Source organism: Frankia sp. RB5, from assembly GCF_059816245.1.
The window spans coordinates 14,825-30,097 of sequence record NZ_JCBATA010000008.1 but is presented as its reverse complement, the minus strand read 5'-3'; the positions used below and the strand labels follow the sequence as shown (position 1 = coordinate 30,097).

Annotated in this window: 11 protein-coding genes; 8 read left to right on the top strand and 3 right to left on the bottom strand. The window is 74.7% G+C overall.

Annotated features, from left to right (window positions below):
• Window positions 1-70: 70 nt before the first annotated feature.
• The 3 genes from AC6EXY_RS05750 to AC6EXY_RS05740 all read right to left on the bottom strand — a co-directional run bounded on the left by AC6EXY_RS05750 (window position 71) and on the right by AC6EXY_RS05740 (window position 5,440).
• Window positions 71-490: a roadblock/LC7 domain-containing protein gene (locus AC6EXY_RS05750; protein ID WP_101830076.1), complete on the bottom strand. Its 420-nt coding sequence runs from the start codon at window positions 488-490 to the stop codon at window positions 71-73.
• A 1-nt stretch (window position 491) separates the two neighbouring features.
• The gene (locus tag AC6EXY_RS05745; protein WP_101830077.1) at window positions 492-3,494 is read right to left on the bottom strand and encodes a sensor histidine kinase; all 3,003 of its coding nucleotides are present in this window, start codon (window positions 3,492-3,494) and stop codon (window positions 492-494) included.
• Window positions 3,495-4,366: 872 nt separating this feature from the next.
• Window positions 4,367-5,440 carry a thioesterase family protein gene (locus AC6EXY_RS05740; RefSeq protein WP_243407134.1) on the bottom strand — a complete coding sequence of 358 codons (1,074 nt, stop codon included), beginning with the start codon at window positions 5,438-5,440 and terminating at the stop codon, window positions 4,367-4,369.
• A 138-nt stretch (window positions 5,441-5,578) separates the two neighbouring features.
• Between AC6EXY_RS05740 and AC6EXY_RS05735 the strand changes: the two genes are divergently transcribed.
• The 8 genes from AC6EXY_RS05735 to AC6EXY_RS05700 all read left to right on the top strand — a co-directional run bounded on the left by AC6EXY_RS05735 (window position 5,579) and on the right by AC6EXY_RS05700 (window position 15,273).
• Window positions 5,579-6,340: an enoyl-CoA hydratase-related protein gene (locus AC6EXY_RS05735; RefSeq protein WP_101830078.1), complete on the top strand. Its 762-nt coding sequence runs from the start codon at window positions 5,579-5,581 to the stop codon at window positions 6,338-6,340.
• A 165-nt stretch (window positions 6,341-6,505) separates the two neighbouring features.
• Window positions 6,506-6,742: a DUF6343 family protein gene (locus tag AC6EXY_RS05730; RefSeq protein ID WP_243407135.1), complete on the top strand. Its 237-nt coding sequence runs from the start codon at window positions 6,506-6,508 to the stop codon at window positions 6,740-6,742.
• Window positions 6,743-6,976: 234 nt separating this feature from the next.
• The gene (locus AC6EXY_RS05725; RefSeq protein ID WP_101830079.1) at window positions 6,977-8,272 is read left to right on the top strand and encodes a DUF445 domain-containing protein; all 1,296 of its coding nucleotides are present in this window, start codon (window positions 6,977-6,979) and stop codon (window positions 8,270-8,272) included.
• 11 nt (window positions 8,273-8,283) lie between these two features.
• Window positions 8,284-10,011, top strand: a complete 1,728-nt coding sequence (locus AC6EXY_RS05720) for a glycosyltransferase 87 family protein (protein ID WP_243407136.1) — start codon at window positions 8,284-8,286, stop codon at window positions 10,009-10,011.
• Window positions 10,012-10,572: 561 nt separating this feature from the next.
• Window positions 10,573-11,928 (top strand): DEAD/DEAH box helicase, encoded by a 1,356-nt coding sequence (locus AC6EXY_RS05715; protein ID WP_101830080.1) that lies wholly within the window; start codon window positions 10,573-10,575, stop codon window positions 11,926-11,928.
• 306 nt (window positions 11,929-12,234) lie between these two features.
• The gene (locus tag AC6EXY_RS05710) at window positions 12,235-12,411 is read left to right on the top strand and encodes a hypothetical protein (protein ID WP_165818211.1); all 177 of its coding nucleotides are present in this window, start codon (window positions 12,235-12,237) and stop codon (window positions 12,409-12,411) included.
• Between the two features lie 187 nt (window positions 12,412-12,598).
• Complete coding sequence (locus tag AC6EXY_RS05705) at window positions 12,599-13,687, top strand: alpha/beta fold hydrolase (protein ID WP_499842308.1); 1,089 nt, start codon at window positions 12,599-12,601, stop codon at window positions 13,685-13,687.
• Entirely contained in the window at window positions 13,684-15,273 is a 1,590-nt protein-coding gene (locus AC6EXY_RS05700; protein WP_207770141.1) for a pyridoxal phosphate-dependent decarboxylase family protein, read from the top strand. Before AC6EXY_RS05705 ends, AC6EXY_RS05700 begins: the two co-directional genes overlap by 4 nt.

Here is a 15,273-nt window from a genome sequence, read left to right as displayed (position 1 = left end):
CCGTGCGGGCAGGGGGCGACCGGGAGACCAGGTTCACGGCCGCGCCCCCCGGCGGCCGCCGATGCCTCGGCTACAGCGGGAGCGCCGACTGCATCTGCGCGCGCAGTTCCGGTGTGAGGAACTCCCCGACCCTGGTCACCAGCAAGGCCATCTCGTAGGCGATGAGGCCGATGTCCGCCCCCGGGCTGGACAGGATCGCGAGGCAGGAGCCGTCACCGACCGCGGTGACGAACAGGAAGCCCTGATCCATCTCGACGATGGTCTGCCGCACGTTTCCGCCGCCGAAGAACCGGCCCGCACCGCGGGCCAGGCTGTTGAAACCGGAGGCGACCGCCGCGAGCTGGTCGGCGGTCGCCCGGTCCATCCCGTAGGACGTGGCGAGAAGCAGGCCGTCCGAGGACAGAGCAATCACGTAGGTGACTTCCGGCACCTTCTTGACGAGATTGTTGAGCAGCCAGCTCATGTTCTCCGACGGTCCCAGCGGACGCATCTCAGGTCACCTTTCCCACATCGTCGCCGTCGTTGGAATCCTGACCGTCCGCCAGGCCGCGACCGAAGTTGCTCTGGAAGGACGACATCATGCTGCGGATCTCGTCCGGGCTGCGCTGCGCGGCCAGGGGCACGGGGCGCTCCTCGGCCGCCTCGCGGCGCAGCTGCGGCGCGAGGTTCGCCCGCCGGGTCCGCTTGGGCAGCCCGTCCGCGTCGGTGGTGGCGGAGCGGCCGCCGCGGTCCGGGTGCTCCGGCCCGCCGGCGCCGCGCGAGCGCGTCGGCGGCTGACCACGATGCAGCGGGACGATCGACTGGTCGGCGCCGGTGTCGCCGCGGCGAGGCCCGGTGCCGCGGCGCAGCGGCGAGGTGAGGGGGTCCATCCGAGCCACCTCGCCGCCCCGGACGGATCCCCCGCCGGTGTGCGCCGACACGTCCCGCCCGGCGGGCGGATACCCGAAGGGCGCCGCCGGCTGGCCCGGGCCGCCCTGCGGGTAGCCACCGGTGTCGAAGGCGGTGCGTTCCACCGGCGCCGCACCGAATCCGTTCACGGCACGGGGGTCGGCCCCGGGTGGTCCGCCGAGCGGATCCACCGGCCCGGTCCCGTCGGCGGGGCCTGACGGGATGTCCACTGCGGGAGGCGGAGCCGAGCGGCCCCTGCGGCCTCGCCGGGAGGGCAGTTCGGGAAGAGCCCCGCCGGCCGCCTCGCCCGCGGGACCACTGGTGGGCTCGGCGTCGTCGGTACGCGCGGGCGCGTCGGAGCGGCGCCCGCCCGCCCGCCGGCGGGGCCGGTCGGCGACGAACCAGCTCGACCGCACGGTGGCGAACACCGGCAGGTCGTCGATGAGCGTCTCGTCCTGGCCGCGTTGCGGGTCCGGGAAGAGTTCGCGCTGGTCGTCCCGCGCCGCGTCGCCGCCGGCCGCACCGAGGGGGAGGGGGCCGGTACGTGCCGGCATCCCGTCGTCCGGCGAGAACTCGTCGCCGTACTCGCCGGTGTCCGCGTACGGGTCGGAGAAGCCGTCCTCGTCAAGGACCGGGCCGTCGAGCGCGGGGACGGCGGGGGCCGGCAGCGCACGTACCGTGGCGCCGCCCGAGGTGCCGCTGTCCTGCCCCTCCTCTTCGGGCTGGCGCAGCAGGGTGGCGGGGACGAGGACGATCGCCATCGTGCCGCCGTAGGGGGACGGGCGCAGGCGTACCGACACCGCGTGACGCTCGGCGAGGCGGCCGACGACGAACAGACCGAGGCGCTCGCTGGTCGACAGATCGAACGGCGGCGGGTTCGCGAGCCGCTCGTTGAGACCGTGGAACTCCTCGGGGCTCATGCCAAGCCCCCGGTCCTCGACCTCGATAACGAAGCCGTTGGACACCTCGTGCCCGCTGACCTGGACCGGTGTGTGCGGGGGCGAGAAGGACGTGGCGTTCTCGATGAGCTCGGCGAGCATGTGGATGACGTCACCGACGGCGTGGCCGCTGATCGCGCCGCCGTCGATCGGCATGACCTTCACCCGGGTGTAGTCCTCGACCTCGGCGACGGCACCGCGCACCACGTCCTTGATCGCGACGGGCCGGCGCCAGCCACGGGCGGGCTTGGAGCCCGACAGGACGATGAGGTCCTCCGCGTGGCGCCGCATGCGGGTGGCGAGGTGGTCGAGGCGGAACAGCTCCTCGAGCTCGTCGGGGTCGGTCTCCTTGCGCTCCAGACCGTCGATGATCTTCAGCTGGCGATGGATGAGCGCCTGGCTGCGCCGAGCGAGGTTGAGGAACGTGTCACCGATGCTCTTGCGCATCGCCGCCTGCTCGACCGCCGTGCGCACGGCCACCGCGTGCACGGTGGAGAACGCCTCGGCGAGCTGGCCGATCTCGTCTGTGCTCTGCACGTCGACGGGGAATGTCTCCGCCGACATGTCGACCTGTTCGCCCCGGTGAAGGCGTTCCACAACCCCGGGAAGGCTCTCGTTGGCCACTTCGAGCGCGCCCTGGCGCAGGCGGCGCAGGTGCCGGATCATCGGGCTCGCCACCAGCAGCGAAATCACCAGGGAGACGACGAGAACCAACGCGACCCCGATACTACCGAACAGCGCGTCGCGGGACGCCGAACTGGAGATGTCCTCGCTGGTCGTGCCCAAATCGGTCGCGATCCGGTGTTCGACCTGTCGCATCGCCGTGATCTTCGCGTCCACGGTCCGCAGCCAGTCCTGCTGGGTGATCGTCAGTGGCTGGCCGTTCGCGACAGCATTCACTGTGTCGTCGCGCATTGCCGTCGCCGCCGAGATCGTGCGCCCGACCGTCACGTTGTAGAACGACTGCTCGTCCGGGGTGGCGGTGGTGCGGAACTGCTGCAGCCACGCGTCCTCGGCACCGGCCGCGCTCTGGATCTGGCGCAGCGTCACCGTATCCGTCTGCCGGAGAATGATCACTCGGGCGACGGCGCCGCGCTGTTGGGCGGCCTGTTCCTTCGCCTGGGAGATACCGACCAGCGTGGTGGCTCCGTTGACGAGAGCCGCGTTATGGCTGCCGGCCGCCACACTCCCGTTGAGCGAAAGGAGATCGCTAACCAGGTCATTGAAGTACGAATTGTTGTCGTCCACCTGCGCCTGGTGCACGTCGAGCGCCTTGCGCTGCGCGGGCAGCCGGTCCAGCCGGTTCGCGATGGCCGCCAGCGTCGTCGCGAGGGTGTCGCGCGCGCCGGAGGGCAGCGCGGCCTCGCCGGCACGGTAGGTGGCCAGGGCCTGGTCGACGGGCCCCCGCGCGGCGACGGCCACCTGCCCCTGCGCGACGGCCATGTAGTTGGAGCCCGCGTAGGAGTTCGTGGCGTACCGCTCGGCCTGCAGTGCGGCGACCAGGTCATTCGCCTTGATCGAGAAGTTTGCCAGCGCCTTGATGCGGTTCGCGGCCCGTACGTTGTCGACGTTCCCTCGCACCTGTATCGCGCTCAGCACCGCCAAGGCGGCCAGGGGGACGACGAGAATCACCACGAGCTTCGAGCGGATGGGCCAATTCTGGAGCATCCGGTCCTCTCGTCCGGCACCCGGAGCTGGGCGCCTCGTGTGCGGGGTTGCTGTTCGTGTTCAAGCGGGACAAGGCCCCCGCGGACCAGACACGACAACGCACGGGCCGGCACATTGGCAGCGCGGTCCGACCATCTGACGATTGTTCCGGGGGGTGCGGACAACTCTAGCGGTCGATACCGGGCGCGGTGTTAGGGGCAGGGCGCGCCAAACAAATGGCTACGAGGGCGTCGCAGGGGGTGACGGGCATTCGGCGCCACCCGCGGCGCGGTATCACCGGCCGCGGAATTAATTCGGGGTATCCGGTCCCGGGTAGCGTCCAGCGACCAAAACGAGCACGAATCAGCGGTAGCCAGCGGGAACGCGCACGGATCACCGGGGCCGCTCGGCGTCCGCCCGGTAACCGGTTTCGCGACAGCGACAACGCGCACACTCCGGCCTTGCCGGAGACACATCAAGGCACCCCCGGACGCACAGCCGCACCCGAAACGCCGGACAGCGCCGGCATCCCATGCCTTTACCAACTCTTGTCGACCCGCTAAGAGGGCGGTGCGCACCGCCGGCCAATCGCCGACATGCCGCGCAAAGCCCCGTGCCGCCCTCGGTGGACCGGAGGTACCCCAGGTGAGACCGTTTCAATCCAGGTCCGCAGCGGAACCGCCATGCCCACCAGTCAACTCGGACAAAAAGCGCATTCCTTCGCAGGTTTTCCGCGGCAAGGACGGACGTGGGCAGTCCATGGACGGGGACAGACCAGGGCGGAGACAGACCGGGGCGGGGACAGACCAGGGCGGGGGCAGGCCGTCGGTGACGGCGTACCGGCCGCTCCGCCCGCGGCGCACCCGGCGGCGGACGGAAGGGCGAGCGCGGCGTCAGCCCGACAGGCGGGACCGGGCGGCGCGGTCGACCCCGCCGCGCTCCGGCGGGCGGACCCGGTGGACGAGAACCGACTGGCCGGTCACGGCGATCAGCGTCCCGTCACCGGCGTACATCCGGCCGCCCAGATGCGCGACGTTGCGGACGATCCCCTCGACCCGCACGTCCAGCAGGATCCACTCACCGGCCGGCAGCACCGCCGGACCACAGGCGGGTGCGACGAGGCGAAGGTGGTTGTCCAGGCTCGTCCCGAACGCCATGTCGCCGATCGCCTCGATGAGCGCGGCCGGCGCGAGGTCACCGAGCACCGCGAGTGCCGCGCCGGCGGGCGCCAGCGGGGGACGCAGGCGCAGCCACAGGGCGCTGCGCCCGGTGCCCGGCGTCCCGTCGAGATCGACGCGGGCCGGGCGTGCCCAGCGCTGGTCGAGCAGGGACACGAGGCCGTCGTCGCGGTAGTCGAGCCAGGTCGGGTACTCCCGCGGCGGGCAGTCCTCGGGGGCGGGCGCCCAGTGCGCAGGTGGCGCGAACCGGGTGACGTCGCCGCCGCCCCGGCCGAACGTGCCGCTCGTGACGAACACGGGCCGGCCCTCGACCGTGGCGCGCACGACGGCCTGCGACAGGCCGCGGCCGGCGGGGTCGATCTCGAGATCCACCGTCCGACCGGCCTCGACCGGGGCGAGGAACTGGGTCTGTGCCCACACGCCGTCACGGCCGCCGCAGACGCGGACGAACTCCATCGCGGCGGCGAGCCCGCAGCCGCCCCACAGCGTCCCGCGGGTGTTGAGCAGATGGTCCGCCGCGACGAAGCGTCCCCGCCTGCGCACCGGATCGACGGTGAGCCCGAGCAGCTGTGTGATCGACGCGGCCTCGGACGGTGAGGGCCCCCCGCAAACCCTGCCAGCGCCCACCGGCGACTCCCGGCGGGGATGTGGCGCCGCGCCGCCGGATGGCGCGGCGGGCGCGGCGGCGGGCTCGCCGGCCACCGTCCGGACCGCCTTGCCCCCGCCGGTCCGGGTCGCCGCGTCATGGACGATCCCTGCCGCGGTGCCGGCTTCGCTCGACCCAGTCACCCTGCCATCCTGGCAGTCCGGCTCCCCCGCACCCACCGGGGCTGTGACCGGAGCCTCGGCGGCCGGCCCGTCGAGAGCTTTCGCCCGCCCCGGCTCAGTGACAGAGTGGGTGCGCTCGGCAGGGACCGAGGAGGCCGCATGAGCGACGAGATCCACAGCGACGTCCACGGGGGCGTGCAGACGGTGCGCATCGTGCGCCCCGACAAGCGCGGCGCCCTGACACAGGGCATGTACAGCGCGCTCACCGAGGCGTTCACAGCGGCCGAGGCCGACGCCGGTGTCCGGATCATCCGGCTGTGCGGCGACGCCGGGTCGTTCACCGCGGGCAACGACCTGGACGATTTCCTGGCCGGTGGGGCACTGCGGCCGGACGGGCCGACGATGGGGTTCCTGCGGGTCGTCGCGCGCGGCACCAAGCTGCTCGTCGCCGAGGTCGACGGGCCCGCGGTGGGGATCGGCACGACGGTGCTGCTGCACTGTGACCTGGTGTACGCCACCGAGCGCAGCAGGCTGGGCCTGCCGTTCGTCAGTCTCGGGGTGGTGCCGGAGTTCGGGTCGAGCCTGCTGCTGCCCCGACGGGTAGGGCCGGCGGCCGCGGCGCGACTGGTCTACTTCGGCGAGCCGTTCGGTGCCGCCGAGGCGGCCCGGCTGGGAATCGTCACCGAGGTGCTGGCGGACGCGCAGGCGCTGCGGGCGCGGGTCGACGACCGCGTCGCCGCGCTGCTCGCCCAGCCCGCCGAGGCCCTCGCCGCCACCCGGGCGCTGCTCCACGACGCCGGCGACGCCGAGATCCTCGACCGTATTGAGCTCGAGGGCAGGATCTTCGCCGAGCGCCTCGCCTCGGCGCAGACCCAGGCCGCGATCGCGGCGCGGATGCCCGGCCGGAACCGGGGTTCCTGACGGGTGGCCATCGGATCGCCGCACCACACCCCCGACGCCCGCTGACCTCGCCCCCCGCACGGCCGGTTCGGCGGACGTGCCCCGGGCATACCGGTGACCGTGACCGGTTCCCTGCCGCGCCAGCGTGAGCGGGGGGACGTCGTCCCACGCCGACGCTGGTGGCGCGTGTCGTCGCCCGTTTCGGGCGGTTTTCCGCCGGCCCGCAGTGCCCTCGGCCTGCGTGTTGTGCTCGCCACCTTCGGGTTGATCTTCTGCGGGGTGTGCGCGGGGCTGTTCGCCGTGCGCGGGCAGGCCGGCGCCGCGGCGGTGCTGGCGGTGCTCGCCCTGGTGGCGATCGTGGATCTCCTCGTCCTCGGGTGGCGCCTGCGCCAGCGCGCCCGCGGCGCCCCGCCACCCGTCTGATCGCCGCCGGCGACCGCGGACCGCGAGGGCGGACCGGTGCGCGCGCACCGCACGGGTTCTCGGAGCAGGACCGCGCAATCCCGAGCCGGCCTACCGCCACAACGCCCCACCCTGGCCGCATAGGGTGTTCGTAGCGCGGGTCAGCCGGCGGTGATGGCGGGCTGCTCCCGCCCGCGGTGACGGCCACGGTTCACGTCTGCGGGCAGGCGGCGGTCAGGAAGAGGACGGCGGTCGATGAGCGACCCGGCGGGCTACCGGGAAGGCGCGGAGCTCCCCCGGGGGACGGCGGACGAGCCGGAACTGCGGCAGGGACTGCGGCGGATGCGGATCATCGCCACCGGCCTGCTCGCCGCCGTCGTGACGGTCTACCTGGTCACGCAGGGCTGGCACAGCCACGGCGGCCCCGCCTGGGCCGGGTATGTGGCCGCGGCCGCCGAGGCCGGTGTCGTGGGCGCGCTGGCCGACTGGTTCGCCGTGACGGCGCTGTTCCGCCACCCGCTGGGCCTCCCGATCCCGCACACGGCGATCATCCCGCACCGCAAGGACGCCCTCGGCCGCGGCCTGGAGACGTTCGTCAGCACGCACTTCCTCGCCGAGGACGTGATCCGCGAGAAGGTGGACGGTGTCGGCGTCTCGGCGCGGGTCGGCGCCTGGCTGCGCCAGCCGGCGCACGCCGAGCGGGTGACGACCGAGGTCGCCGAGCGGCTCACCTCCGTCATCGCCGGGATGAACGACGATCTCGTCCGGGAGATCGTCGAGAAGGCGGTGCTGCCGCGGGTGGTCGAGCGTCCCTGGGCGGGGGTGCTCGGCATGGCACTGCAACGGGTGCTCGACGACTCGTTGCACCACCGGCTGGTGGACGTGCTCGTGGCCGAGATCCAGGACTGGCTCGTGCACAATCCGGACACGTTCGTCCGCCTCGTGCTCGACCAGGCACCCTCCTGGACGCCGCAGTGGCTCGACGAGGCGGTCGCCGCCAAGGCGTACGACAAGGCTCTCGAGGCGGTCGCGCAGCTGCGGGCCGATCCCGAGCACCGGATCCGCCAGGCGATCGACCGGTTCCTCGGCGACTTCGCCGCCCGGCTTCGCACCGACCCCGAGCTGGGCGAGCAGGTGGAGCAGCTCAAGGGACGGCTGCTCGGGCACCCAGAGGTGGGCCGGGCCGTGAGTGCCATCTGGGCGACGACGCGGACCATCCTGCTCGACCTCGCCGGGGATCCGCGCGGCACCGCCCGGGTCCGCGCGACCGACGAGCTGGCCGCGTTCGGCGCCCGCCTGGCCACCGACCCGCAGCTCGGCCGCACCGTCGACCGCGGCGCCGCGGACCTCGCGACCCGGGCGGTGGCCCGGTACAAACGGGACATCGCGGCGATCATCGGCGACACGGTCGCGAGCTGGGAGCCGGCGGAGACCTCGCGGCGCATCGAGCTGCACGTCGGCCGCGACCTGCAGTTCATCCGGATCAACGGAACGGTCGTCGGCGCGCTGGTCGGGCTGGTCATCCACGCGCTGACCGACCTCGTCTTCTGACAGGACGCCCCATGCAGGCCACACCGAGTGCCCGCGACCCACGTGACCCACACGACGCCGGCGGCACAGCCGGTGCCGCGGACCGGCGCGATCCGCGGCCCGACCCTCCGGCCGTGGTCACCGGATCGGGCGGGGACGGCTGGGCGGCCCTGCCCGAGCGTGTCGTCGGCCCCGTCACACCGAGCGGCCCGGGACCGGCCCGCCGCCGGCGCCGCTGGCCCGAACGGCGGGCGCCGATCGGGCCGCCCGGCCGGTCCCTGGCGGCGGCCGTGGGCCTCACCGGGCTGGTCGCCCTCGCCTGGTTCGGGATGATCAGCCGCATCGGCCACTTCGACGTGGACGTGTTCCTGCGCGCCGGCGCGGCGGTGCGGGCGGGCCAGGACCCCTACCCGACACCGGGTACGGCCGCCGTGCACTCGGGCTTCGCGTTCGTCTACCCGTACCTGACCGCCCTGCCGTTCGCGCCGCTGTCGGGCCTGCGGCACGCCGACGACGTGTTCGTCGCGCTGTCGGTGCTCGCGGTGCTCGCCGGCGCACGCCTCGCCGGCGCGCGGGACTGGCGGGTGTTCGCGCTGGTCATCGCCGCGTCCACGACGATCATCGGGCTGCAGATGGGCACCCTCAACGCGTTGCTGTTCGCCGGGCTCACCCTCGCCTGGCGACGACGGGACCGGCCAGCCACCTGTGGGACGGTCCTCGCGCTGCTGGTCTACAGCAAGGTGTTCCTCCTTCCCCTGCTGCTGTGGCCGGTGCTGGCCCGACGGTGGCGGGCGGCGGCGGTGGCCGGCGTGGTCCTGGCCGTCCTGCTCGGCGCCGGCGAGCTGCTCAGTCCGCTCGGGACCCGGGGCTACCTGGACCTGCTGGGTCAGCTCGGCCGGGCCGAATCGGTCGCCGGGGTGAGTCTGACGGGACTGCTGGCCAACGTCGGGCTGCCGATGGGTGTCGCCGCGGGGCTGGCACGGGCGGCCGCGGTGGCGGTGCTGGCCGGATGCGGGTGGGCACTGCGCCGCCGGGGCCACGACGAACGGCTGGCGTACACCGGCGGGGTCGTCGCCGCCGTGCTCGCCTCCCCGATCGTCTGGTGCCACTACCTGCTTCTGCTCGTTGCTCCCCTGCTCGCGCTGAGTAGACCGTCCGGACCAGGGCGCCCTGTCGGGGTGGCTGACGCGGACGCGGTGGCCGACCCGGACGGGGTGCGTGGGCCGCGCCGGCGACGGCGTGGGCGGCCCGTGGGGGCGAATCGGCCCGAAGGTCCTGTCTCCCCCGTGCCGATCGCCACGTTCGCGGCCGCCTCCTGGTTTCTCGTGACCCCGCACCGCAGCAGCGGCGCCGCTCTGGCCGTGACCGCCCTCATCCTGGCGCCCCTGGTGGTGTCCTGCCTGGTGAGCGGGGGTGCGCCGGGGCCGTTCGGCGATCGGCGCAGGCCGATGGTCCCGCGGGTGACCCTGGTCGCGTCCACGACAGCCGGGATCGGGCTCGTCGTCGCTGTGGGTGATGGCCTGGCGGAGCTCGCCGCCGTGCACACGCCGGGTGCACACGTCGTCGGCGCGTACGCCGCGGTCGTCGGCATCCTCGCACTGCTTGCCTGGGCAGTACGGACCACCGCCGTATCCTGGTCGCCTGTGGGCGTTGTGGCCCTCGACGGCCCGATCACACCGGCGACCGGTCGCGAGGCCGACGGCGGTCCGGCCAACACGGAGGACTCCGGCGCCGCGCGCCGGGGTACGGGCGGATCGTGACCGGGCAAAGTGCCTCAGACGGGCATGCACCTGGCCGTTGCACCCTGCCGGCGGGTCCCGGTCCGCGGATCGTCGAGGTACCGTGAACAGGACGACGGCCCGAGCGGCTGTCCGCGCCCGACCGAATGGTCGGGTGTGCGAGGTCGGTGCGAGCGCCAAAGCGGGACATTCCCGCCGTGGGTCCGGTCGCGGAGCCGGCCGTACCCCGGCCGCCGGACGATGCGCGGGCTTGTGCGGATCTTCGCACTCGTCCAACTGATCTCATGGTGGCCCTGACCTGATCGGCGGATACCTCTGTCTCAGCACGGAAACTCCCAGTCCCTTGCTGCCCACCGCCAGCCGCGCCCGGCCCGGGGCCGCGGCGGTCCGAGCGGTGCGGGCCGCGGCGCCGGCCGCGGTTCCCGGTACGGCGGCTCCCGCGTCGGCGGACCGGCGCGGCCGGCCGCTCCCCTCATCACGACCCGTGACCCCCGGCCCCCGGCGGAGTCCTTCGAGGACGCCGGCCTGCCCCGCCGGCTGATCAAGGCGCTGGCCGAGCGGGACATCGCCGCCCCGTTCCCGGTGCAGGCCTCGACCCTGCCCGACGTGCTGGCCGGCGAGAACGTCCTCGGCCGGGCACGCACCGGCTCGGGCAAGACACTCGCGTTCGGGCTGCCCATGCTCGCGCGGCTGTCGGCTGGCGGCCCCGCGCAGCCACGCCGTCCCCGCGGGCTCGTCCTGGTGCCGACCCGCGAGCTCGCCCAGCAGGTCAACGACGCCCTCGAGCCGCTGACCCGGTCGCTGAACCTGCGCATGGTGCCCGTCTACGGCGGAACGTCGATCAGCCGGCAGATCTCGGCGCTGCGCCGCGGCGTGCATCTCGTCGTGGCCACCCCGGGCCGGCTGACGGACCTCGTCGAGCGCGGCGCCTGTGAGCTCGGCGGCATCGAGATGACGGTGCTGGACGAGGCCGACTTCATGTGTGACCTCGGCTTCCTGCCCGCGGTGCGGGCTCTGCTCGACGCCACCCCGTCCGACGGGCAGCGGCTGCTGTTCAGCGCGACGCTTGACCGGGAGGTGGAGGTGCTCGTGCGCGACTACCTGCCCGACCCGGTCCTCGTCGCGATCGACTCGGAGACCTCCCAGGTCACGACGCTGGCTCGGCACGCCCTCGAGGCCCCCGACCGCAACGCGCAGGTCGCGCTGGTGACGGCGCTGGCCGGCGGGTCGGGGCGCACGCTGGTGTTCGTGCGCACCCAGCGCGACGCCGACCGGATCGCCGAGTCGCTGAGCCGCGCCGGAGTGCCGGCCGAGCCGCTGCACGGCGGGATGCCGCAGGGTGCCCGCACCCGGGCGCTCGCCGGCTTCACCGACGGCTTCTACCGGGTACTCGTCGCCACCGACGTCGCCGCGCGCGGCATCCACGTCGACGGCATCCGGCTCGTCGTGCACCTCGGCCCGCCCGAGGACGCCAAGACCTACCAGCATCGTGGTGGGCGCACCGCGCGCGCCGGCGCCGACGGTGCCGACGTGCTCGTCACCCTGCCCGCGGAGCGCGGCAAGGTGCGCGGGCTGCTGCGGGCGGTCGGCATCGAGGCGCGGCCGGCCACGACCACGCCCGATGACCCGATCGTCCTGGAGCTCGCCGGTCCGCCGGCCCCCCGGGTCAGCCGGAACGAGATCCCGCAGGCCCGCTCCGGCGGCACCGCGGGCGGCCGGGGCCCGCGCTTCGCCGGCGCGGGCAGCGGAGGCTCCCGCTCGGGCGGCGGCCCGCGCCACGGCGGCGGACCCGGCGCGGCTCCCCGTGACGGCGACTCCCGCCACGCCCGCCGCGACGGACACCGCCTCGGCCGCCCGGCCTCCGGCGGTCGGGCACCGCGGCACGGCAGCGCCGCCGTGCCCGACCAGACGCCGGCGTCCTCCGCGCCGAGCGCCTGACCCGCCTGTCGCCCGCCAGCCGGGCGACCGGCCGCGCCCCGTGTCCGACCAGGACTCAGGGCGCGGCCGACCAGGCGGTCTGGTCACCATCCGTATCCACCTCCGCCCGTGTTCTCGGCCGGCCCGGTCGGACCGACCCGTTCGGGCCGGCCGGGTTCGCGACGCTGTGACCTGGCACGCGGGACTGCCCGTCAGCGCACCGTTCGGTTCCGTGGTGTGAGCAGGGCCACCCGAGGCCTTTGCGCACCCCGTCCCCTGGATACCGTTTTAGGGACAGGTGTCGACATCACTGGAAGGAGCGTGCGCATGGAGCAGAACCAGCCCGGCCCTCTGACCTCCGGCCTTTCCGGATCGGGGCCGCGGGAGGCGATCCCCGGTGCCGCCGATGGCGTGAGCGGCGCGGACCCCGCCGCCGAGAAGATCGCCTTCGGTTCGGTCGCGAACCCGAAGCGGCTGCGTCTGGGCGTACCCCGGTCCGCGTGACCCGCGGGCGGTCAGGGTCGAGGAGGGTCGGCCGCCGCCGGGCGGCCGGCCTCACGCCTCCCTGCCCACCCTTCATCACCATCCGTCACATCGTCATGCCCGCCCTTCCCCTCTCCCGCCCTCTCGCGCGTGCCACCAGCGCGGCCTCGCCGTTCACTGCGGGCCGCGGGCGCCCTACCGTCGAGGGATGACCAACCTCGAGGAGACGTCGCGCACCGACGGTGATACGCCCGGCGTGCCGGTGCTCCCCCACCCGCCGGTGGTGCCCGGGGCACCCGTGTCGGCGGTCAGCGGGCAGACGGCCGAGGGCCATCGGTCCTACTGGGCGCAGCTCGGTGGGCCCGTGCACTTCGTCGACTTCGGGGGCCCGGCCACCGCGCCGCTGTTGCTGTGCGTGCACGGCCTCGGCGGCTCGCACCTCAACTGGCTGCCGCTCGCCCCTCTTCTCACCGCGTCCCACCGGGTGCTGGCCGTGGACCTCGCCGGGCACGGCCGCACCCCGGCCGCCGGGCGGCGCACCGACGTCGCCGCCAACCAGCGCCTGCTCGACCGGTTCCTCGCGGAGGTCCTCGCCGTCGCGCCGGTCCTCGTCGGCAACTCGATGGGCGGCATGATCAGCCTCCTGCAGGCCGGTCACCGACCGGACTCCGTGGCCGGCATGATCCTCGTCGACCCGGCGCTGCCCCGCCCCCGCGGCGTGCGCCCGGATCCGGAGATCGCCCGCCTGTTCGCCGGCCTGTTCCTCCCCTGGGTCGGCACGGCCGTGCTGGCCCACCGGCGGACCCGCTACACGCCGGGCGAGCTCGTCGAGCAGAGCCTGCGCCGGATCTGCGCCGACCCGGCCCGCGTTCCCGCCTCCGCCCGGGTCGCGATGGAACGCGCCCAGCGGGAACGGGACGGCCTGCCCGACGCCGACCAGGCGTTCGTCGCCGCCGCCCGGTCGGTGGTGTGGTCGCTGCTGCGGGCGGCGCCGCTGTCGCGACTGGTCCGCACCGTCCCGCATCCGACGCTGCTGCTGCACGGCACCGCCGACCGGCTCATCCCGGTGGCGGTGGCGCGCGACGTCGCCGCCCGCCGCCCGGACTGGCGGGTGGAGATCCTCGACGGGCTCGGGCACGTGCCGATGATCGAGGACGCTGACCGCACGGCGACACTGATCCAGGACTGGCTGTCGGGCGAGGGGCGGGTCGCGGCCGACCGGGCCCGCCCGGCGCCCGGCCCCGGCGCCGCGACCGGACGGCCCGCGGCCGCCCCGACGCCGGCGGTGGGCGGCTGAGCGGCCCGGCCGATCCCGGGCCGGCGCTGGCGGCGGCGCTGCGGGCCGCCACCGGACACGCGCACGACTGGCTCGCGGGATTGGGTACCCGTCCGGTCCGCCCGGCGCACAGCGCCGCTGAGGTCCTCGCCCGCCTCGACGACCGGCTGCCCGACGGCCCCACCGACCCGGTGGCGGTCATCGACGCGCTCGTCGAGGCGGTGGATGGCGGGCTGACCGCCACCGGCTCGCCCGCCTTCTTCGGCTACGTCATCGGCGGCACCCTGCCCGCGGCGCTCGCCGCCGACGTCCTCGCCGTCGTCTGGGACCAGAACGCGGCGCTCGCGTCGCTGTCGCCGGCGGCCAGCGCCGTGGAGTCCGTCGCCGGGCGCTGGGTGACGCAGCTGCTCGGCCTGCCGTCCCACGTGTCCGTCGGGTTCACCACCGGCACCCAGATGGCGCATGTCACCGCCCTCGCGGCCGCCCGGCACCGGGTGCTCGCCGACGCTGGCTGGGACGTGGAGGCCGACGGCCTGCTCGGCGCACCCCCGGTGCGGGTGCTCGCCGGCGCCGACCGCCACGCCACCGTCGACGCCGCGCTGCGCCTGCTCGGCCTCGGGCGGCGCGCCGTCGTCCCGGTGGCCACCGACGGGCTCGGCCGCATGCGCCCGGACGCGCTGCGCGCCGCCCTCGCCGGCGGCGCGCCGCCCTCCCACACCCACCCCGGCCATGCGGCCGGCCCCGGCCGCGCCGCCGCGGCCCGGCCGACGATCGTCATCACCCAGGTGGGCGAGGTCAACACCGGCGCCGCGGACCCGCTCGCCGAGATCTGCGCGCTGGCCCACGAGCACGGCGGCTGGGTGCACGTCGACGGGGCCTTCGGGCTGTGGGCGGCGGTGTCGGGATCGCCGGCGCGGCGTGCCCTCGTCGCCGGGGCGGCGCAGGCCGACTCGTGGGCGACCGATGGGCACAAGTGGCTCAACGTGCCCTACGACTGCGGGATCGCGCTCGTCGCCGACCCGGCGGCGCATCGGGGGGCGATGGCGGCACCCGCCGTCTACTTCCCGCCGGACGGGGCCGGCCAGCTCGATCCGGTCGACTGGACGCCGGAGTTCAGCCGCCGGGCGCGGGCGTTCGCGGTGTACGCGGCGCTGCGCTCGCTGGGCCGCGCGGGCCTGCGTGAGCTTGTCGACCGCTGTTGCGACCTCGCCGACCACGCCGCCCACCGACTCGCGGCGGTACCCGGCCTGAGCGTGCTCAACGCCACCGACGGCCCCGCCGCGCCGGGCGGGCTCGTCCCGCTCAACCAGGTCCTGCTCCGGGTGGACGGCCCGGCGCGGCGCCCGGGGTGCGCCCGGGCGGACATCCCGTCGCGCGGATACCCGGACCCCGCCGTGGCGGGCGACCGGCTGACCCGCGAGGTCACCGCCGCGGTGACGGCGGGTGGCGAGGCGTACCTGACCGGCACGACGTGGCGCGGGCAGGCCGCGATGCGCCTGTCCGTGAGTAACTGGGCGACCACCCTCGCTGACGTCGACCGCGCCGTCGACGTGATCGCCGCGGCCGTTGCCGCGCGCCGCGCCGGGGGCGCAGGGGACGCTCGGTAA

Excerpts from the sequence above, each read along its gene's own strand:
- AC6EXY_RS05750 (WP_101830076.1), bottom strand. The coding sequence starts at position 490 with ATGCGTCCGCTGGGACCGTCGGAGAACATGAGCTGGCTGCTCAACAAT.
- AC6EXY_RS05745 (WP_101830077.1), bottom strand. The coding sequence starts at position 3,494 with ATGCTCCAGAATTGGCCCATCCGCTCGAAGCTCGTGGTGATTCTCGTC.
- AC6EXY_RS05735 (WP_101830078.1), top strand. The coding sequence starts at position 5,579 with ATGAGCGACGAGATCCACAGCGACGTCCACGGGGGCGTGCAGACGGTG.
- AC6EXY_RS05725 (WP_101830079.1), top strand. The coding sequence starts at position 6,977 with ATGAGCGACCCGGCGGGCTACCGGGAAGGCGCGGAGCTCCCCCGGGGG.
- AC6EXY_RS05720 (WP_243407136.1), top strand. The coding sequence starts at position 8,284 with ATGCAGGCCACACCGAGTGCCCGCGACCCACGTGACCCACACGACGCC.
- AC6EXY_RS05710 (WP_165818211.1), top strand. The coding sequence starts at position 12,235 with ATGGAGCAGAACCAGCCCGGCCCTCTGACCTCCGGCCTTTCCGGATCG.
- AC6EXY_RS05705 (WP_499842308.1), top strand. The coding sequence starts at position 12,599 with ATGACCAACCTCGAGGAGACGTCGCGCACCGACGGTGATACGCCCGGC.